Genomic DNA, 20,322 nt, shown 5'->3' with positions numbered 1-20,322 from the left:
CTCAACACCTTTGGCCCGCATCCGACCAGCGGCGGCGAGATGAAGCTGATGGAGGGGCGCTTCGGTCCCTATGTCACCGACGGCACGACCAATGCGACGCTGCCGAAGAGCGCCGACCCGGCGACGCTGACGCTCGAAGAAGCGATCGCGCTGATCGACGCGCGCGCGGCGAAGGGCCCGGCGAAGGGCAAGAAGAAGGCAGCACCGAAGAAGGCTGCCGCGAAGAAGGCACCCGCGAAGAAGTCCGCTGCGAAAAAGCCCGCCGCGAAGAAAAAGGCGACCGAAGACTCATAAGGTGCCGTGTCCCCGCGAGGGCGGGGACACATCACCCGACATTTCGGGCCGCAGCATCCGGTGATGGATTCCCGCCTTAGCGGGAATAGGTGCTGGGGCATTCCTGCCGCAGCGAAGGCATGATAGGAAGCGTACATCCGGGGAGACCGTCCATGCGCCACCTGCTTGTCGCCGTCATGCTCAGCCTATCGCTGGGCTTCGCGCTACCCGCCACAGCGCAACAGGCGGGGCGGCTGATTGCGGCTGTCCCGGTGGTCGATTCGCCGGCGGGCGTTCAGGCCTGGCGGGTGCGATACTGGACCACGAACCAATATGGTCAGCCGCTCGAGGTCACCGGCATCGTTGCGGCACCGCGCGAGGCGATCCCAACCCGCCAGCGCCGCGTCATTGCGTGGACCCATGGCGCATGGGGCGTCGCCGAAAAATGCGCGCCATCGCTTAGTCCGAATTTCTTTGCCGCGACCGCCGGCATCGACGCCGTCAGCCGCGGTTATGTGGTCGTCGCACCCGACTATATCGGCCTCGCCAGCCCGACGATGCACCCGTTTCTCGTCGGCCCCGATACCGCGCAGGCGGTGCTCGATGGTGTGCGCGCGGCGCGGGAAATTCCGGGCGCCGCGGCGGGACCTGACTTCGCCGTGTGGGGCGAATCGCAGGGCGGCCACGCGGCACTATGGACTGCCACCACGGCGCGAGCCTACGCGCCCGACCTGACCCTGATCGCCACCGCCGCCGCGGCGCCGCCGACCGACCTTGCCGCCAACCTGCGCGATGGCAGCGACAAAAATGCGCGCGCGCTGCTGCTGTCTTTCGCGCTGCACAGCTGGTCGACGCTGTACGGTTTCTCGATGGACGGCGTCGTCAATCGCACCAACGAAGGCATCATCAACCGGCTGGCACAGAATAATTGCGTCAGCCTCGACAAGAAGCCCAAGCTTGGCACGATCCTGGGCATATTGACCATCGTCCGCGCGACGAAGAACAAGGATATCGCCAAGATCGAACCCTTCGGCAGCTTCGCGCGCGCCAACAGCGTCGATGCCGCGCGGGTGCCGGGGCCGCTGCTGATCGCGCAGAGCCGCAACGACACGATCGTTGCGCCATCGGTGACGCGCAAATTCGCCAAGGCCGTGTGCCGACGGGGCACGGCGTTACGCTGGATCGACATGACCGGCGATCACGGGTCGAGCGCCCGCGACAGCGCGCAGGAAACGATCGGCTGGATCAGCGCGCGCTTCGACGGCACTCCGCCGCCGAACGACTGCCGCCGGATTTAACGGTCAGTCGACCCAGTCGAGCCCCATGTCGCGATAGACACCGCGGTCCTCGTCCCAATTGGCCTTGACCTTCACATGCAGGAACAGGTGGACCTTGCGGCCCAATAGCTCGGCAAGCTCGGCGCGCGACTTGCTGCCAATTTCCTTGATCCGCTCGCCCTTGTGGCCGAGGATGATCGCGCGCTGGTTGTCGCGGGCAACCAGTATCTGCTGGTGGATTTCGGCGCTGCCGTCGGGGCGCGTCGAGAATTTCTCGGTCTCGACAGTCGACTGGTAGGGCAGTTCCTCGTGGAGCTGTCGATAGAGCTGTTCGCGGGTGATTTCGGCTGCAAGCATGCGTTCGGGCGCATCGCTGACCTCGTCCTCGGGGAAATGCCATGGTCCCTCGGGCATCAGCTTTGCCAGCGTCGCCTTGAGCTGGGGAACCCCGTCGCCGGTGCTGGCCGAGATGAAGAAAGTCTCGTCAAACGCCACGCGTTCATTGAGCTGCGTCGCGATCGTCAGCAATTTGTCCTTCTTGGTCAGGTCGACCTTGTTGAGGACGAGAAACTTCTTCTCGGGCCGCCCCTCGATCCCCTGCAGCACGCGCTCGGCGCGCTCGCCGAGTTTCGCTGCGGCGTCGATCATCACCAGGATCGCCTCGGCCTGATCGAGGCTGTTCCAGGCCGCCGCAACCATCGCGCGGTCGAGCCTGCGGGTGGGCGCGAAGATGCCCGGCGTGTCGATCAGCACGATCTGCGTCTCGCCGTCCATCGCGACGCCCATCAACCGAGTGCGCGTCGTCTGCGCCTTCGGGCTGACGATCGCGACCTTCTGGCCGACGAGGGCGTTGACAATCGTCGATTTACCCGCGTTGGGCGCGCCAACGACGGCGACAAATCCGCAGCGGTGGGTCATGGCTTCATTCCTTCGAGTTCGGCGAGCAGGGCCGTCGCAGCGGCTTTTTCGGCCGCCTGTTTGCTGGCACCCTCGGCCTCGGCGCGCGCGAGCTTGCCGATGCTGACCGCGACGCGGAAACGCGGCGCATGGTCGGGGCCCTCGCGCGCGACGATTTCATATTCGGGCGGGCGACGTTTGCGTGCGAGCGCCCATTCCTGGAGCGCCGCCTTCGGATGCTTGGGGGCCGCCTGCTGTCCGTCGATCATCTCGTTCCAATGGGCCAGGATGAAACGGCGCGCAGTGTCGGCGCCCCGATCGAGATAGAGCGCGCCGATCAGCGCCTCGATCGCGTCGGCGGCGATATTGTCGCTGTAACGACCACCATCATTGCGCGCCTGCGCGCCAAAGCGGACGAGGGCGGTCAGGTTCAGCCGCTGCGCGACCGCCGCGCAGGTTGCGCCCGACGCCAGTACGTGCAGCCGCGACGACATTTCGCCCTCGCTGGCGGTGGGGAAGCGCGTGTAAAGTTCGGACGCGATGACGAGGCCCAGCACCCGGTCGCCCAGAAATTCGAGCCGCTGGTAATCGGGGCGCCCGGTGCTGCCGTGCGTCAGCGCCAGTTCATAGGGCGCCGGGTCGTCCGGGGTGAAGCCGATGATTTCGGCCAGCGCCCCGGTGTCGAGGGCATCGCTCAAAAGCCGTCCCCGATGCGCTCCCAGCGCGCCGCGGTGAACCAGCTGATCGGGTTGAGCCAGCTTGCCGATCCGTCGGTCGAGAACATGCCGACAAGCGCGTGGCCGACCAGATTTTCCTCGGGGACAAGGCCGATGCCTTGATTTTCCATCGCCGGGAAGCGGCTGTCGGCGCTGCGGTCGCGGTTGTCGCCCATCAGGAACAAATGGCCTTCGGGCACGACGACGAGCGGGGTGTTGTCCTCGGCGATCGTCGTGATGTCGAGGATGTTGTAGCTTTTGCCGCTAGGCAGCGTCTCGCGGAACTGCTTGTAACGGCACTGGCGCGTTCCGTCGGCGGCGACTTCTTCAAACTCCGGCGAATAGCAGGGCAGGGTCCCCGTCGCGCGCGATGCCGCGATCATGTTCGGGGTCACCGGGATAACGAAATCGGCGATCGCCTCGCGCTTGAGGGGCTTTCCGTTCAGCCAGACAATGCCGCCGGTCACCTGCACGCTGTCGCCGGGCAGGCCGATGACGCGCTTGATATAGTCGTTGTCGGCAACCGGCGGCGCCTTGAACACCACGACGTCGCCGCGTTCGGGCGTGCGCGCGAAAATCCGGCCCGGAATCAGCGGTGCGCTGAACGGCAGGCTGTATTTTGAATAGCCATAAGCCATTTTGTTGACGAGCAGATAGTCGCCGATCAGCAGGCGCGGTTGCATCGATTCCGAGGGAATGTTGAACGGAGACAGGAAAAAGCTGCGGAAAATCAGCACGGCGATCGCAAGCAGGGCAAGGAAACGGACGGTGTCGACCGCCTCTTCCTTCGCCGAAACGGGGGCCGGGGTCGGAGCGGACGGCGCGGGGCCGGGAGGGGGCGTCACATCGGCGGTAAAGCTGGCGTTGGTCATGCGCGGCATTGGCGATGAATAGGTTGCCACGTCAAGCAAATATCGGCGGACGCCACTGGCGCGCGGTGGGCGGCGGGCCTAGAGAATGGGAAAGTTTCACCCGTCCGAGGACAGAATTTCATGACGACCGCTCCCCTGGCCTGGCAGGCCCTTTCCGACTGGCAACCGCAAAAGCTGACCGACCTTGTCGCCGCCGATCCCGAGACGCGGTTGCAGGCGTTGGTGCGCAGCGTCGCGGACATTCGCTTCGACTTTGCCAAGACCCATCTCGATCCGCGGGCGATTGCCATCCTCTCCGACCTGGCCGACGCGCAGGATTTTTCGGGTCGGCGCAAAATCTTGTTTTCTGGCGGGATCGCCAATCCGACCGAGGCGCGCGCCGCCGAACATAGCGCCGAACGCGGCGACGGCGCACCCGAATCGGTGCACCGCGCGCAGGCGCTGCACCAGCGAATGCGGATGATGGTCGACGCGATCGAGGCGGGGGCGTTCGGTGAAATCCGCCACCTGCTTCATATCGGAATCGGGGGGTCGGCACTTGGCCCCGACCTGCTGATCGATGCGCTGGGGCGGCACGGGTCGCGCTATGACGTCGCGGTCGTCTCGAATGTCGACGGCGCTGCGCTCGACGAAGCACTGGCGCGGTTCAGCCCCGAACATACGCTGATCGCCGTCGCGTCGAAAACCTTCACCACCACCGAAACCCTGCTCAACGCCGCGTCGGCACTGCAATGGCTCGAAGAGGGCGGGGTCGACGATCCGATCGGGCGCGTCATCGCGCTGACCGCCATGCCCGAACGCGCGATGGAATGGGGTGTCGACGAAACGCGCATCCTGCCGTTCAACGAAACCGTCGGCGGCCGCTATTCGCTCTGGTCGTCGATCGGCTTTCCCGCGGCACTCGCACTCGGCTGGGATGCCTTCGCCGACCTGCTCGAAGGCGCGGCCGAGATGGACCGCCATTTCCGGCTTGCCGACGGCGCCGACAATATCTGTCTGCTCGCCGCGTTCGCCGACCAGATCTATGCGAACCGGCTCGGCTGCGAGACGCGCGCGGTGTTTGCCTATGACGAGCGGCTGCGCCTGCTTCCCGACTATCTCCAGCAGCTGGAAATGGAATCGAACGGCAAGTCGGTGACGCTGGACGGCGCGGCGGTGGGCCGCCACAGTGCACCGATCACCTGGGGCGGAGTGGGCACCGATGCCCAACATGCGGTGTTCCAATTGCTCCACCAGGGGACTCATCTCGTCCCGGTCGAATTCGTCGTTGCGCGCGAACCCGACCATCTGCTGGACGAAGCACATCATGAAACGCTCGTCGCCAACTGCATCGCGCAGGGCGCGGCGCTGATGACCGGGCGCGCCAACGCCGACGGGGCACGCCACTATCCGGGCGATCGCCCCTCGACGACGATCCTGCTCGACCAGGTGACGCCGCACAGCCTGGGCGCGCTGATCGCTTTTTACGAACATCGGGTGTTCGCCAATGCGGTGCTGCTGGGCATCAATCCGTTCGACCAGTTCGGTGTCGAACTGGGCAAGGAAATGGCAAAGGGTCTTGCCGAGGGGACGATCGAATTCGACCCCGCCACACAGGCGCTGATGCACGCCGCGATGGGCAATTAAGGTCGCGTCACTCGCTGTCAGTGCAAAATTCGATTGGCATCGCTGCGCGGCGTAACCACATAGGCTGCCGGCGCGCATAACAGGCGGCCGTCCAGATCAGGGGTTCCCATGAGCAATTTCGACTTTGACCTGTTTGTCATCGGTGCCGGGTCGGGCGGGGTTCGCGCCTCGCGTATCGCTGCATCGCACGGCGCGCGCGTCGCGGTAGCCGAAGAACATCGGGTCGGCGGAACCTGCGTCATCCGGGGCTGCGTTCCCAAGAAGCTGCTGGTTTACGGCGCCCATTTTGCCGAAGACCTGAAGGATGCGCGGCAGTTTGGCTGGGATGTGCCCGATTGCAAGTTCGATTGGGACCGTCTGCGCGACAATGTCCTTGCCGAAGTCACCCGCCTCGAAGGCCTGTACGGACAGACGCTTGAAAACCACAAGGTGACGGTTTTCAAAACGCGCGCCACGGTGGTGGGACCACAGACGGTGCGGCTGGCCGACGGGCAGGAGATCCGTGCCGAACGCATCCTGATCGCGACGGGCGGCTGGCCGCATGTCCCCGAATTTCCGGGCAGCGAACATGCGATCACTTCAAACGAGGTCTTCCATCTCGACACGCTGCCGAAACGCGTGGTCATCGCCGGGGGCGGTTACATCGCCAATGAATTTGCAGGCATCTTCAACGAATTTGGCAGCAAGGTGACGATCGTCAACCGCGGCGACACGATCCTGCGCGGCTATGACGAGCAGATCCGCGATCGCTTGCTCCAGATTTCGATGACCAAGGGAATCGAGTTCCGGTTCAATGCGCCGTTCCAATCGATCGAGCGTAACGCGGACGGGTCGCTGACCGTCCATCTCGACAATTGCGACCCGATCCAGGCCGACGCCGTGCTGGTCGCGGCGGGCCGCGTCCCGAACACAAAGGGGCTGGGCCTTGAAGAAGCGGGGGTCGAACTCGACGACCATGGCGCAATCAAGGTCGATGAGCGGAACCAGTCGTCGGTGCCGAGCATCTTTGCGGTCGGCGACGTCACCAACCGCATCCAGCTGACCCCGGTGGCAATCCGCGAAGGGCAGGCGTTCGCCGACACCTTTTTCGGCAACAAGCCGACGCTGGTCGATTATGCCAATGTGCCGAGCGCGGTGTTCAGCCATCCGCCGATCGGCGCGGTGGGGATGACCGAGGCCGAGGCGCGCAACAAGCTTGGTTCGATCCGCGTCTACACCAGCGATTTTCGCGCGATGAAAAATGTTCTCGCGGGGCGCAACGAGCGCGCGCTGTACAAGATGATCGTCAACGCCGCGACCGACCAGGTCGTCGGGCTCCACATGATCGGTCCCGATGCGCCCGAAATCCTGCAAGCCGCGGCGGTCGCGGTGAAGGCGGGGCTGACCAAGGCCGATTTCGACAACACCGTCGCGCTGCATCCGAGCATGGCCGAAGAGCTGGTGTTGCTGAAGTAGCATATCGCGCCCTCCCGCGAACAGGAGGGGAGAAGATCACCCGATTCGATAGGGCACGACGTCGCGCCGGTCGGGATCGACCAGGATCGGACGATCGCTCGGCGGGAAGGCGCGTTGATCGCAATCGTCGCGCGGGCAGATGCGGCACGACAGGCCGATGCGCGTCGCGGCTTGGGGCGCGGCGACGTCGACCCCGTCGGCATAGACGAAATCGGCCGCATATTGCGCCTCGCAGCCCAGCGCGACGGCGTAGCGGCGCGGGCTGCGCGCGTAGCTGCCCGACGGTTTGACCAGTCCCTTCGCCATCGAGACATAGCGCAGGCCATCGGGCGTCTCGGCAAGCTGGAACAGGATGCGGTCGGGGATCGCGGCGGCCTCGTGAACGATCCACAGCGGGCACGCGCCGCCAAAGCGCGCGAATTGCAGCCGCGTGGCGCTGTGCCGCTTGGTGATATTGCCCGCCATGTCGACGCGGCAGAAAAACATCGGAATGCCGCGCGCACCGGGGCGCTGGAGCGTCGAGAGGCGGTGGCACGCCTGCTCGAAGCTGACGCCATAGTCCATGCGCAGTCGGTCGATGTCGTGGCGCACGGCCCGGGCGCTGGCGCGAAAGGGCGCGTAGGGCATCAGCACCGCGCCCGCAGCGTAATTGGCGAGGCCGACATGAAGAAGCTGGCGCGCCGCGGCCGTGCGCAGCGGCGACGCCTCGACCACCGCAGCGATCTCACGCGCCAGCGCCAGCGCGGCGAGTTGGTGGGCAAGCTGGAAGCGCCGACTTTCGGCGGGTTGCGACGGGTCGATAACCAGATGCCGCATCGTTGCGTCATAATCGCGCAGCGTCTGCGTCTGCTGATAGACGATCGAAATGCCCAGCGCATCGCGCAACCTTCGCTCGATCGTCTCGATTGCGGGCGACGGCTCCTTGCCGCGAAGCCGCCCTGCCAGCGCCTCGGCAGCGCGGTCGATGCTGTCGACATAATTGCCCGCGTCGTGGAACCAGTCGCGCACCTCTTCCCATGGCAGCCGGCTCCCCTCGGCAGTGCCGCCGGTGAGCGCCTCGTCGATGATCTGGAGGCGCTGCCCGGCGCGGCGATAGGCGGCGTGGAGCGCAATGAACTGGTCGGCCAGCATGGGCTGTTGGAGCGCGGCGCGTTCGAGCTGTTCGGGCGGCAAAGGCGACCCTGCGAAGAGCGGGTCGGCCGCAGCCTCGCGCAACGCTCCCGCGCGGCGGTCGCCCGTATCGGCTGCGACGTCCTCCCATTCGAGCGGGAACAGCTTTTGCAGACGATCGAGGAGGGCCGGGGTCAGCGGGCGGTCGTCATGCTCGATCTGGCTGAGGTAGGACGCCGAAATGCCGAGCTGCGCCGCGAAGTCGGCCTGGCGGATCGCGCGGGTTTCGCGAAGCCCGCGAAGTTGGCGTCCGGCGTAGAGGCGGTTGGGGGTCATCGCACTCCTTTCCTCTCCCCTAGCCGGAGTTGGAGAGGGGGCGGGGCGTCAGCCCCCTCTCAAGACTTGCTAGGCAGCAAGCTGCCAAGCCAAGTCTTTCTCTCCCGCAAGGGGAGAGACTTTTTGTACTTTGCAAAACCCGACTTTGCAACTTTGCAAATTCACATTTGCATCGGGGCCCGCGCGGGCGCAGACGGCATGCTCCAGAAAACCGGAGAGCCGAATGTCCGCCAATATCGCCGAAATGGAACGCCGTCGCGCCGCCGCTGCCTTGGGCGGCGGGCAAAAGCGCATCGACGCACAGCACAGCAAGGGCAAGCTGACCGCGCGCGAGCGGCTCGACGTGCTGCTCGACGAGGGGTCGTTCGAGGAGCTCGACACCTATGTCGAGCATAATTGCACCGATTTCGGGATGCAGGACCAGAAAATCCCCGGCGACGGCATCGTCACCGGGTCGGGCACGATCAACGGCCGCCTCGTCTATGTCTTCAGCCAGGATTTCACCGTCTTCGGCGGATCGCTGTCCGAGCGCCACGCGCAGAAGATGATGAAGGTCATGGACAATGCGATTAAGGTCGGTGCGCCGATCATCGGCCTGAACGACAGCGGCGGCGCGCGCATTCAGGAAGGCGTGGCGTCCTTGGGCGGCTATGCCGAGGTGTTTCAGCGCAACGTGCTAGCGTCGGGCGTGGTGCCGCAGATCAGCCTGATCATGGGTCCGTGCGCGGGCGGGGCGGTTTACAGCCCGGCGATGACCGACTTCATCTTCATGGTGAAGGATTCGAGCTATATGTTCGTCACCGGCCCCGATGTGGTCAAGACAGTGACCAACGAGGTGGTGACGCAGGAGGAACTGGGCGGCGCGATCACGCATACGACGAAAAGCTCGGTCGCCGACCTGGCGTTCGAGAATGATATCGAGGCGCTGCTCGCGGCGCGCGATTTCTTCGACTATCTCCCCGAAAACAACCGCAGCGGGGTGCCGGTGCGCCCGACGAGCGATCCGTTCGACCGCGCCGAACCCAGCCTCGACACGCTGATCCCGCCCAATGCGAACCAGCCGTATGACATGCACGAGCTGATCCGCAAAACGGTCGACGAAGGCGATTTTTTCGAGGTGCAGCCGGCGCATGCGGGCAACATCATCTGCGGTTTCGGGCGGATCGAGGGGCGCACGATCGGCATCGTCGCCAACCAGCCGCTGGTGCTGGCGGGGGTGCTCGACATCAATTCGTCGAAGAAGGCGGCGCGCTTCGTGCGTTTCTGCGATGCGTTCGAGATTCCGATCATCACCTTCGTCGACGTCCCCGGCTTCCTGCCTGGCACGAGCCAAGAATATAATGGCATCATCAAGCATGGCGCCAAGCTGCTCTTCGCTTATGCCGAGGCGACGGTGCCCAAGATCACGGTGATCACGCGTAAGGCCTATGGCGGCGCGTATGACGTGATGGCGTCAAAGCACCTGCGCGGCGATTTGAACTATGCCTGGCCGACCGCCGAGATCGCGGTAATGGGGGCGAAGGGCGCGGTCGAGATCATCTTCCGCAGCGACATCGGCGACCCCGAAAAGATCGCGCAGCGGACGAAGGAATATGAGGACCGCTTTGCGAACCCGTTCGTCGCGGCGTCGCGGGGGTATATCGACGAGGTTATTCACCCGCATAATACGCGGAAGCGCATCGCGTTGGGGCTGCGGAAGCTGCGAAATAAGCAGCTGGAGAACCCGTGGAAGAAGCATGACAATATTCCGCTGTGACCCATGCTAATGATTGCAGTCAAAGCCGCTTCAGCAATTGCCTTATCGCTCCTTGGGCTATGGTTTTGGCGACAGGCCGCCACTTGGCACGATCAGGGCGAGATTCCCGAAGAATGGGTCGAGATGCGGCGCCCTCGACCTTGGCGCCGCGCTGACAAAGGGTTTCGGGCGGCCGTAGTGTGGCAGAGGGTGATGGCGGTCCTGGTTTGGTTTTTTGCATTAATGTTCGTCGCTTCAATCGCCCTTCAGATATTTGGAGTTTTGATGTGAAACTAGGCCGCCTCAACCACATCGGCGTTGCGACGCCGTCGATCGCCGACAGCATCGTCTTCTACCGCGACGTGATGGGCGCGACGAAGATCCATGAACCCTTCGACCTGCCCGAGCAGGGGGTGAAGGTGTGTTTTGTCGATACGCCGGGAGCCGAAGGGGCGCTGAACGGGACGCAGATCGAGCTGGTCGAGCCGCTGCCCGGCAACACTTCGATCGCGGGGTTTCTGGAGAAGAACCCGGCGGGGGGGCAGCATCATGTCTGTTACGAAGTGCCCGATATTCATGTTGCCAAGGCGGCGTTCGAGGCGCTGGGCAAGCGGGTGCTGGGGGAACCGCGGATCGGGGCGCATGGGACGCTGATTTTCTTCCTGCATCCCAAGGATATGGGCGGGGTGCTCACCGAGATTATGGAGACGCCGAAGGGGGCGCATTAATTGCTCCTCCCCCCTTGCGGGGGAGGAAAGTGGAGGTTGGGGACTTGTCCCCTACCGGAACTTGGAGAGGGGTTGGTTGGCGAGCCTGCGGCTCGCGACCCCTCTCCCAGCTACGACTAGGCGGCCCCCTCGACAAGCTCGGGACTCGCCAAGTCTTCGCATCCCTCTCCCGCAAGGGGAGAGGGGGTTTGGGATTAGAGACTGCATATGACCGACAAACGAACCCTCGATCAATGGGCCGCTGCCGCCGCCAAGGAAGTCAAAGGCAAAGACCTCACCTGGCACACGCCCGAGGGGATCGCCGTCAAGCCGCTCTACACGGCCGAGGACGTCACCACCGACCCCGGCCTGCCCGGTTTCGCACCCTTCACGCGCGGTGTCCGCGCATCGATGTATGCGGGGCGGCCGTGGACGATCCGTCAATATGCGGGCTTTTCGACCGCCGAGGAATCGAACGCCTTCTATCGCCGTAACCTCGCCGCGGGTCAGAAGGGGCTGTCGGTCGCCTTCGACCTCGCCACCCACCGCGGCTATGACAGCGACCATCCGCGCGTCGTCGGCGACGTCGGCAAGGCCGGGGTCGCGATCGACAGCGTCGAGGATATGAAGATCCTGTTCGACGGCATCCCGCTCGACCAGATGTCGGTCAGCATGACGATGAACGGCGCGGTGATCCCGATCCTCGCCTTTTTCATCGTCGCAGGCGAGGAGCAGGGGGTCGATCGCAAATTGCTCGACGGCACGATCCAGAACGACATCCTCAAGGAGTTCATGGTCCGCAACACCTATATCTACCCGCCCGAACCCTCGATGCGGATCATCAGCGATATCTTCGGCTACACCAGCCGCGAGATGCCGAAGTTCAACAGCATCTCGATTTCGGGCTATCATATGCAGGAAGCCGGCGCGACGCAGGTGCAGGAACTGGCCTTCACGATTGCGGATGGCGCCGAATATGTGCGCTACGGCGTTGCCAGCGGTCTCGACATCGACAAGTTCGCCGGACGTCTCAGCTTCTTCTTTGCGATCGGCATGAACTTCTTCATGGAGATAGCGAAGCTGCGCGCCGCGCGCGTGCTGTGGCACCGCGTGATGACCAACCTTGGCGCCAAGGACGAGCGGTCGAAGATGCTGCGCACGCACTGCCAGACGTCGGGCGTGTCGCTGACCGAGCAGGATCCGTACAACAATGTGATGCGCACGACGATCGAGGCGATGGCGGCGATGCTCGGCGGCACCCAGTCGCTGCACACCAACGCGCTTGATGAAGCGATTGCGCTGCCGACCGATTTCTCCGCCCGCATCGCGCGCAATACGCAGATCGTCATCCAGGAAGAGACCGGGATGACCAAGGTCGTCGATCCGCTCGGCGGCTCCTATTATGTCGAGGCGCTGACGCAGGAACTCGTCGACAAGGCGTGGGAGATCATCGAGCGCGTCGAAAAGGAAGGCGGCATGGCGAAGGCCGTCGCCGCCGGCTGGCCCAAGGCGATGATCGAGACGGCTGCTGCTGCGCGGCAGGCGCGCGTCGACCGCGGCGACGATGTGATCGTCGGGGTGAACAAATATCGCCTGAAGGATGAGGACCTGCTCGAAACGCTCGAGGTCGATAACGCCAAGGTCCGCGAAGGCCAGATCGCACGGATCAACAAGATGAAGGCGCACCGCGACGAGGCGGCGTGTCAAGCGGCGCTGAAGGCGCTGCGTGATGCCGCGGCGGGTGAGCAGTCGATCGAGAATAATCTGCTCGCGCACGCGGTCGAAGCCGCGCGCGCGCGCGCGACGCTCGGCGAAATTTCGTCGGCGATGGAGGAAAGTTTCCAGCGCTATGCGACGCAGCCGACGCCGGTGAAGGGCGTCTATGCCGCGCCCTATGAGGGCGACGACCGCTGGAGCCAGGTGCTCGAAGGCGTGAAGGCGGTCGAACGCCGCATGGGGCGCAAACCCAAATTGCTCGTCGCCAAGATGGGGCAGGACGGTCACGACCGCGGCGCCAATGTGATCGCCTCGGCCTTCGGCGACATGGGTTTCGACGTCGTGTCGGGGCCGCTGTTTCAGACGCCTGAGGAAACGGTGGTGTTGGCGCTGGAAAACGAAGTGGATGTCGTCGGCGCCTCCAGCCTCGCGGCGGGGCACAAGACACTGATCCCCGAACTGATCGCCAAGCTGAAAGAAGCGGGGCGCGGCGATGTGAAGGTGATCGCGGGCGGCGTCATCCCGCCGCAGGATTATCAATATCTGCGCGACGCGGGGGTGCAGGGGATTTATGGCCCCGGCTCGAACGTCGTGGAATGCGCCGCCGATGTGCTGCGTTTGCTGGGGCATAATATGCCGCCGATTGGAGAAGCTGCGTGAATTATAATACCGACCGTGCCCCTGCGAAGGCAGGGGCCCATCACCAAGTCTCTCAAAATGGCGCAGCGTTCGATGCACGCGCAGGAGATGGGCCCCTGCCTTCGCAGGGGCGCGGCGACGAGTGTCGCCGCGACTGGACCCGCGACGAAATCGCCGCCCTGTTCGACCTGCCGTTCGACGAGCTGATGTGGGAGGCGCAGAGCGTCCACCGCCGTCACCATGCGCGCGGCGAAATCCAGCTTTGCACCCTGCTCAGCATCAAGACCGGCGGCTGCGTCGAGGATTGCGGCTATTGCTCGCAGTCCAAAAGCGCCGACAGCGGGCTGAAAGCCACCAAGCTGATGGACGTGCGCGCGGTGCTGCAGGCGGCGGCGCAGGCGAAGGATTCGGGATCGAAGCGCTTCTGCATGGGCGCCGCGTGGCGCAACCCCAAGGACCGCGACATGCCCGCGATCGTCGAGATGGTCGAGGGCGTGCGCGCGATGGGCATGGAAACCTGCATGACATTGGGGATGCTCAGCAAGGAGCAGGCGCAGACATTGGCGGTCGCGGGGCTCGATTATTACAACCATAACATCGACACCTCGCCGGAAAATTATGGCAATGTCATCACGACGCGCAGCTTTCAGGAGCGGCTCGATACGCTCGAGGAAGTGCGCAGCGCCGGGATCAATGTGTGCAGCGGCGGCATCGTCGGCATGGGTGAGACCCGCGCCGACCGCGTCGGCTTCATCCACGCGCTCGCGACCCTGCCCGAACATCCGGGCAGCGTGCCGATCAACGCACTGGTGCCGGTGAAGGGGACCGTGCTCGGCGACATGCTGGCCGACACCCCGCTCGCCAAGATCGACGACATCGAGTTCGTCCGCACGATCGCGGTCGCGCGCATCACCATGCCGCGGAGCATGGTGCGGTTGAGCGCGGGGCGCGAGAGCATGTCGGAAGCGACGCAGGCGCTCTGCTTCATGGCGGGCGCGAACAGCATCTTCACCGGCGACAAGCTGCTGACGACGGCGAACGCGGGCGACAGCAAGGATGCGGCGCTGTTCGCCAAGCTGGGGCTGCGGCCGATGGAGAGCGAAGAGCCGATGCGGCAAAGCGCGCAGATGGAAGCGGCGGAGTGAGGTTCGAACTTCCACCGTCAGTGCGCAAACTAGTCGCGGCAAGAAATGAACTGAAAGATCATTTCTCCGACGTCGATTTGCACTTCACCTTTGATGGAAATCTGGTCGGCGATTTGGGCGAGGCCGTTGCGGCTGAACTGTACGGACTTAAGCTTACTGGACGGAGCAACGAAGGCGTGGACGGATATGCGGTCGACGGTCGTTCCGTGCAGGTGAAAGCGAGCGGTACAGCGCGAGGTGCAGCCTTCAGATTGGTCGAAACCAAGGCGGACCATCTGCTCTTTTTCCATTTCAACTACGACGAGTGCTTTGGTGAAGTGATCTACAACGGCCCGGAAGAGCCGGTGAGGATGTCTCTTCCGGAAACTTGGGCGGGTCAACGAAGTGTAAGCGCAGCGACGTTTCGTCGGCTAGACGCCCTCGTAAGCGATGCCGATCGCCTTCCAATGCAATCGCAAAGGGAAAATTGATGTTCAAGAAAATCCTGATCGCCAACCGCGGTGAAATCGCCTGCCGCGTCATCAAGACCGCGCGGCGCATGGGCATCGCGACCGTCGCCGTCTATTCGGACGCCGACGCCCGCGCACCCTTTGTGCAGATGGCGGACGAGGCGGTGCACATCGGGCCGTCGCCCGCGTCCGAATCCTATCTGGTCGCCGACAAGATCATCGCCGCGTGCAAGGCGACCGGCGCCGAGGCGGTGCATCCGGGCTATGGTTTCCTGTCCGAACGCACCAGCTTCGCCGAGGCACTGGCCAAGGAAAATATCGCCTTCATCGGCCCGCCGGTGAACGCCATCGCCGCGATGGGCGACAAGATTGAATCGAAGAAGCTCGCGAAGGAAGCGGGGGTCAACGTCGTTCCCGGCTTCGTCGGCGAGATCGATGATACCGAACATGCGGTGCGCATCTCGAACGAGATCGGCTATCCGGTGATGATGAAGGCGTCCGCCGGCGGTGGCGGCAAGGGCATGCGGCTGGCCTATGACGAAAAGGACGTCCGCGAAGGCTTTGAGGCAACCAAGCGCGAGGGGCTGAACAGCTTCGGCGACGACCGCGTGTTCATCGAGAAATTCATCCTCAATCCGCGCCACATCGAGATCCAGATCCTCGGCGACCAGCACGGCAATATCCTCTATTTGAACGAGCGTGAGTGCAGCATCCAGCGCCGCCACCAGAAGGTGGTCGAAGAAGCGCCGTCGCCGTTCGTCACCGAAAAGATGCGCAAGGCGATGGGCGAGCAATGCGTCGCGCTGGCGCGCGCGGTCGGCTATTACAGCGCGGGCACGGTCGAACTGATCGTGTCGGGCGCCGACCCGACGGGCGAGAGCTTCTACTTTCTCGAAATGAACACGCGGCTGCAGGTCGAGCATCCGGTGACCGAGGCGATCACCGGCATCGACCTGGTCGAGCAGATGATCCGCGTCGCGGCGGGCGAGAAGCTCGAAATGACGCAGGACGACATCAAGATCGACGGCTGGGCGATCGAGAACCGCGTCTATGCCGAAGATCCCTATCGCGGGTTCCTGCCGTCCACGGGCCGCTTGGTGCGCTACAGGACGCCGGTTCCGGCGTGGGAAGGCGACGCGCGCGGCGTCGATGGTGTGCGCGTCGATGCGGGCGTGGAAGAGGGCGGCGAGGTATCGATCTTTTACGACCCGATGATCGCCAAGCTGGTAACGTGGGGCGAAACGCGCGACGAAGCCGCCGATTTGCAGGTCGCGGCGCTCGACCGCTTCGAGATCGAGGGGCTCGGCCATAATATCGATTTCGTCTCGGCAATCATGCAGCACCCGCGCTTTCGTTCGGGCGAATTGACGACCGGCTTCATCGCCGAGGAATATCCCGAGGGGTTCCACGGCGCCGATGCGGGCGACGATGTGATCCGCGCGCTCGCCGCGATCGCGGGCTTCATGGCGAGCGCCGAGGCCGACCGTGCGCGGCGCACCGACGGCCAACTCGGCGACCGGCTCGACCCGCCCGCCAAATGGCAGGTGACCGTGGGGGGCACCGCGCACAAGGTCAAACTCGGCCACAAGCATATCAAGGTCGACGGCGAGGCGATCGACATCGCGCTCGAATATACGCCGGGCGACCGGCTTGTCGTGGCCGAGATCGACGAGACCGAACTGGCGGTGAAAGTCGCGAAGACGCGCACCGGCTGGCGCATGACGACGCGCGGCCGCATTCACGATGTGCGCGTGCTGCCCTGGCACGTTGCGCCGCTGACCCAGCATATGATCGAAAAGATCCCGCCCGACCTGTCGAAATTCTTGATCTGCCCAATGCCGGGCCTGCTCGTCACGCTGCACGTCGGCGAAGGCGACAAGGTCGAGGCCGGTCAGCCGCTCGCGACGGTCGAGGCGATGAAGATGGAGAATATCCTGCGCGCCGAGAAAGCGGGCGTGGTAAAGACGGTCAATGCGGCGCAGGGCGACAGCCTGGCGGTCGATGCGGTGATTCTGGAGATGGAATGATCTTCGTCATTGCGAGGAGCGAAGCGACGAAGCAATCTCCAGCCATCGGTTATACAGGGCGATAGCTGGACATTGCTTCGCTTCGCTCGCTATGACGGACCCAAGAAATGCACCTGAATCACGACACCGACGCCCCGGCGTCCGCCCCCATCACCTTCGACGATTTCCTCCGCGTCGACATCCGCATCGGCACGATCGTCGAGGCCGAGCCATTTCCGGAAGCCCGCAAGCCCGCCTTCAAGCTGAAGATCGACTTCGGCCCCGCGATCGGGATGAAGAAGAGCAGCGCGCAGATCGTCGACCGCTACACGCTCGAAGATTTGCCGGGGCGGCAGGTCGCCGCGGTCGTCAACTTCCCGCCGCGCCAGATCGGCAAATATATGTCCGAAGTGCTGACGCTCGGTTTTGCCGATGATGAGGGTGCGGTCATACTCTTCGCGCCCGACCGTCTTGTGCCAAACGGGTCGCGTCTCTTCTGACCTTCCCCGCGCCGCGCATCGCGGCTAGTCTCCCCGACGGACGCAGGGGGAGAGAGATCATGACTTTACCGGTAACTGCATTTGTGGCGGCCGTTTGTGCACTGCTATTGCTCGTCACCGCGATCGACACCGTGCGCCAGCGACTGCGCGTAAAGGCAGCGTTCGGCGATCACGGCGACGCCAAGCTGATCAGCGCCAGCCGCGCGCACGGCAATCTCGCCGAATATGCGCCGATCACGATCATCCTGCTGGGGCTGCTCGAAACCGCCCGCGCCAACCATATGGGACTGATGATCATCGGCGCGGTCTTCCTCATCGGTCGCGTCGCGCATGTGATCGGGCTGTACACACCCTCGGAGCCCGGCAAGGCGCCGCTCGGACGGCAGATCGGCGTCCTCGCTACCTTTGGCGCGTTGCTGGTACTGGCCGGTTGGACGCTCTGGATGCTGGCGACGACGAACCTTTAGCCCACCAGCGCCACCGCCCGTATCCACCCCGCGCTCGCGCGTTCGATCTTCACCGGAAAACAGCTGAAGGTGAAACCCGTCGCGGGGATCGCGGCCAAATTGGTGAGCTTTTCGATCTGGTAATAGGGTTTGATCCGCCCGGCCTTGTGGCCTTCCCAGATGATCGACGGATCGCGCGTTTCGGCCCATCGCTTTGCCGTGTGGCTGAACGGCGCGTCCCAACTCCACGCATCGGTGCCAACGACCTGCACGCCGCGCTCCGTTAAATATAGCGTCGCCTCGGCGCCCATGCCGCAGCCCTGATCGGTGAAATTGTCGGTGCCATAGATCGCGCCCGACTGGACGAGCACGATGTCGAGCGGCTGGAGATCGTGGTCGATCCGTACCAGCTCGGCTTCGACCTCGGCGCCGCTGACGACATGGCCGTGCGGACGATCCGAAAAATCGAGCTTCACGCCGGGGCGAAAGAAGAGGTCGAGCGGTGCCTCGTCGATCGAAGGCGCGGGCGAGGCGCCGCTGTCGGTCGTCGAATGATAATGCCACGGCGCATCCATGTGCGTGCCGTTGTGCGTGCTCAACGACAGCATCTCGACCGCCCAGCCTTCGCCGTCGGGCAGATCGTCGCGGGTCAGCCCGGGAAAGAACATCGCGATCTGCTCCCATGTATTCTCATGGGTCATGTAGGTGATGTTGGGGCGCATCACCGGCGGGTCGGACACGACGTCGTTGGTGATCGGGATCGAAAGGTCGATGAACTGCATGGGCGCATCCTGCCACCGGATTGACGTTACGCCAAGAAGGCTTGCGCGGCGGAGCCTGCCCGGTAGAGATGGGTCAAAGCCCCGTCAGAACGCGATGGGGTGGGGGAGAGTCTATGACCGACAGTGTCGCCGCCGGACCCGGCGCCGTTTACGAGCCGACCGCGAAGGATATCCGCATGGTCATCGCCGCATCGTCGGCGGGGACGGTGTTTGAATGGTATGATTTCTTCATCTACGGCACACTCGCGGCGATCATCGGCAAGGCGTTTTTTCCCAGCGACAATGCGACGCTCGAAATCCTGCTCGTCTGGGCGGGTTTCGCGGTCGGTTTCGGCTTTCGTCCGCTGGGCGCGGTGTTGTTCGGCTTTCTGGGCGACCGGCTGGGGCGCAAATATACCTTCCTGGTCACCGTCACCCTGATGGGTGTCGCCACCGCCGGCGTCGGGCTGATCCCGTCGGCGGCTACAATCGGCATCGCCGCGCCGATCATCGTCATTCTTCTGCGCGTGCTCCAGGGGCTCGCGCTGGGCGGAGAATATGGCGGCGCCGCCGTCTATGTCGCCGAACATTCGCCGCCCGGAAAGCGCGGCTTTTATACCAGCTTCATCCAGGCGAGCGTCGTCGGCGGCTTCGTACTCAGCCTGATCGTCGTGCTCGGGTGCAAGGCATTGATGCCGGATGCCATATGGGAAAGCTGGGGCTGGCGCGTGCCCTTCCTGCTGTCGATCATCCTGCTCGCGATTTCGCTGTGGATGCGGCTGAAACTGTCTGAAAGCCCGGTTTTTCAGGCGATGAAGGCCGAAGGCGAATTGGCGAAGAACCCGCTGAAGGAAAGTTTCACCTATCCCGGCAACCCGCGCCGCATCTTCATCGCGCTGTTCGGTATCGCCGCGGGCCTGACGGTGATCTGGTATACCGCGATGTTCTCTGGCCTGTCCTTCCTGAAAGGGCCGATGAAGGTCGAGGATACCGCCGCCGAGATCATCGTCGGCTGTGCCGCCGCGGTCGGTATGATATTTTTCATCTGGGCGGGTCGGCTGTCCGATCGCATCGGGCGCAAAAAACCGATTGTCTGGGGCTATGCCGCGACGCTTGTGCTGCTTTTCCCGCTGTTCTGGTGGATGGGCAGCGTCGGCAACCCGGCGCTGACCGCAGCGGCCGAACGCGCGCCCGTGACCGTCACCGGGTCGCAGTGCAGTTTCGACCCGTTTGCGCAGGGTCAGGCGACGGCCTGCGGGCGCACCTTGGGCGAATTGACGAAGCTCGGCGTGCCTTACACCGTCGTCCAGACCGACAGCGGCTTTGACAGCGTCCAGATTCGCATCGGCAACCGCGAGGTCGCCAGCGAAGATCCTGCGCTGCTGCAACCCGCGCTCGAGGCGATGGGCTATGATTTTGCGAAGCAGGTTCCCGGGGTCGGCAGCATCGCGATCATCTTCCTGGCGCTGCTCGGTCTCAGCGCATTGTCGGGCTTTACCTATGGCCCGGTCGCGGCGCTGCTGTCCGAAATGTTCCCGCCGCACGTCCGCTATTCGTCGCTGTCGATCCCCTATCATCTGGGCACGGGATATTTCGGGGGTTTCCTGCCGCTGATCGCCAGCTTCATCATCGCCAAGACCGGCAACGCTTATTCCG

The 20,322-nt window shown here is 64.0% G+C and carries 18 protein-coding genes; 13 read left to right on the top strand and 5 right to left on the bottom strand.

The window, feature by feature from the left end; genetic code table 11:
• Together A3E77_RS04385 and A3E77_RS04380 are read left to right on the top strand one after the other, a co-directional pair.
• The coding region (locus A3E77_RS04385) for a topoisomerase C-terminal repeat-containing protein (RefSeq protein WP_293643620.1) at positions 1-294 on the top strand (294 nt) is incomplete at its 5' end.
• A 152-nt stretch (positions 295-446) separates the two neighbouring features.
• A complete protein-coding gene (locus tag A3E77_RS04380; RefSeq protein ID WP_293643619.1) occupies positions 447-1,571 on the top strand; it encodes a lipase family protein in 1,125 nt (374 codons plus the stop codon).
• A gap of 3 nt (positions 1,572-1,574) precedes the next feature.
• Here A3E77_RS04380 and era read toward each other — a convergent pair whose 3' ends face one another.
• The 3 genes from era to lepB are packed head-to-tail and all read right to left on the bottom strand — an operon-like array spanning position 1,575 to position 4,035.
• The gene (era, locus tag A3E77_RS04375) at positions 1,575-2,468 is read right to left on the bottom strand and encodes a GTPase Era (protein WP_293643618.1); all 894 of its coding nucleotides are present in this window, start codon (positions 2,466-2,468) and stop codon (positions 1,575-1,577) included.
• Complete coding sequence (rnc, locus tag A3E77_RS04370) at positions 2,465-3,145, bottom strand: ribonuclease III (protein ID WP_293643617.1); 681 nt, start codon at positions 3,143-3,145, stop codon at positions 2,465-2,467. Before rnc ends, era begins: the two co-directional genes overlap by 4 nt.
• Positions 3,142-4,035, bottom strand: coding sequence for a signal peptidase I (gene lepB / locus A3E77_RS04365; protein WP_293643616.1), 894 nt, complete (start codon positions 4,033-4,035; stop codon positions 3,142-3,144). Before lepB ends, rnc begins: the two co-directional genes overlap by 4 nt.
• Positions 4,036-4,155: 120 nt before the next feature.
• Here lepB and pgi point away from each other — a divergent pair, with 120 nt between their 5' ends.
• Together pgi and gor are read left to right on the top strand one after the other, a co-directional pair.
• On the top strand, positions 4,156-5,661 hold the full coding sequence (gene pgi / locus A3E77_RS04360; protein WP_293643615.1) for a glucose-6-phosphate isomerase: 1,506 nt from the start codon (positions 4,156-4,158) through the stop codon (positions 5,659-5,661).
• A 108-nt stretch (positions 5,662-5,769) separates the two neighbouring features.
• The gene (gor, locus tag A3E77_RS04355) at positions 5,770-7,116 is read left to right on the top strand and encodes a glutathione-disulfide reductase (RefSeq protein ID WP_293643614.1); all 1,347 of its coding nucleotides are present in this window, start codon (positions 5,770-5,772) and stop codon (positions 7,114-7,116) included.
• Between the two features lie 36 nt (positions 7,117-7,152).
• Here gor and A3E77_RS04350 read toward each other — a convergent pair whose 3' ends face one another.
• Positions 7,153-8,562, bottom strand: a complete 1,410-nt coding sequence (locus A3E77_RS04350; protein WP_293643613.1) for a helix-turn-helix domain-containing protein — start codon at positions 8,560-8,562, stop codon at positions 7,153-7,155.
• A 223-nt stretch (positions 8,563-8,785) separates the two neighbouring features.
• Between A3E77_RS04350 and A3E77_RS04345 the strand changes: the two genes are divergently transcribed.
• From A3E77_RS04345 to A3E77_RS04310, 8 genes are all read left to right on the top strand, one after another.
• Positions 8,786-10,318: an acyl-CoA carboxylase subunit beta gene (locus A3E77_RS04345; protein WP_293643612.1), complete on the top strand. Its 1,533-nt coding sequence runs from the start codon at positions 8,786-8,788 to the stop codon at positions 10,316-10,318.
• A gap of 266 nt (positions 10,319-10,584) precedes the next feature.
• The gene (mce, locus tag A3E77_RS04340) at positions 10,585-11,025 is read left to right on the top strand and encodes a methylmalonyl-CoA epimerase (RefSeq protein ID WP_293643611.1); all 441 of its coding nucleotides are present in this window, start codon (positions 10,585-10,587) and stop codon (positions 11,023-11,025) included.
• Between the two features lie 207 nt (positions 11,026-11,232).
• Positions 11,233-13,380: a methylmalonyl-CoA mutase gene (scpA, locus tag A3E77_RS04335; RefSeq protein WP_293643610.1), complete on the top strand. Its 2,148-nt coding sequence runs from the start codon at positions 11,233-11,235 to the stop codon at positions 13,378-13,380.
• A gap of 95 nt (positions 13,381-13,475) precedes the next feature.
• Positions 13,476-14,504, top strand: coding sequence for a biotin synthase BioB (bioB, locus tag A3E77_RS04330; protein WP_293643657.1), 1,029 nt, complete (start codon positions 13,476-13,478; stop codon positions 14,502-14,504).
• 20 nt (positions 14,505-14,524) lie between these two features.
• Entirely contained in the window at positions 14,525-14,974 is a 450-nt protein-coding gene (locus A3E77_RS04325) for a DUF6998 domain-containing protein (RefSeq protein ID WP_293643609.1), read from the top strand.
• The gene (locus A3E77_RS04320; protein WP_293643608.1) at positions 14,974-16,980 is read left to right on the top strand and encodes an acetyl-CoA carboxylase biotin carboxylase subunit; all 2,007 of its coding nucleotides are present in this window, start codon (positions 14,974-14,976) and stop codon (positions 16,978-16,980) included. The genes A3E77_RS04325 and A3E77_RS04320 overlap by 1 nt, the downstream gene beginning before the upstream one ends.
• Before the next feature lie 107 nt (positions 16,981-17,087).
• Positions 17,088-17,459 carry a tRNA-binding protein gene (locus A3E77_RS04315; RefSeq protein ID WP_293643607.1) on the top strand — a complete coding sequence of 124 codons (372 nt, stop codon included), beginning with the start codon at positions 17,088-17,090 and terminating at the stop codon, positions 17,457-17,459.
• Between the two features lie 59 nt (positions 17,460-17,518).
• Entirely contained in the window at positions 17,519-17,926 is a 408-nt protein-coding gene (locus A3E77_RS04310; protein ID WP_293643606.1) for an MAPEG family protein, read from the top strand.
• Here the strand turns inward: A3E77_RS04310 and A3E77_RS04305 are convergent.
• Positions 17,923-18,687, bottom strand: a complete 765-nt coding sequence (locus A3E77_RS04305; protein ID WP_293643605.1) for a cyclase family protein — start codon at positions 18,685-18,687, stop codon at positions 17,923-17,925. The two genes, A3E77_RS04310 and A3E77_RS04305, sit on opposite strands and share 4 nt — an antisense overlap.
• 113 nt (positions 18,688-18,800) lie before the next feature.
• Here A3E77_RS04305 and A3E77_RS04300 point away from each other — a divergent pair.
• The coding region (locus A3E77_RS04300; protein ID WP_293643604.1) for an MFS transporter at positions 18,801-20,322 on the top strand (1,522 nt) is incomplete at its 3' end.

The sequence above is a fragment of the Sphingopyxis sp. RIFCSPHIGHO2_12_FULL_65_19 genome (assembly GCF_001830555.1).
GTDB lineage: Bacteria > Pseudomonadota > Alphaproteobacteria > Sphingomonadales > Sphingomonadaceae > Sphingopyxis.
Note: the sequence above shows the minus strand (reverse complement) of the source record. Positions and strands in the feature narration are given on the sequence as shown.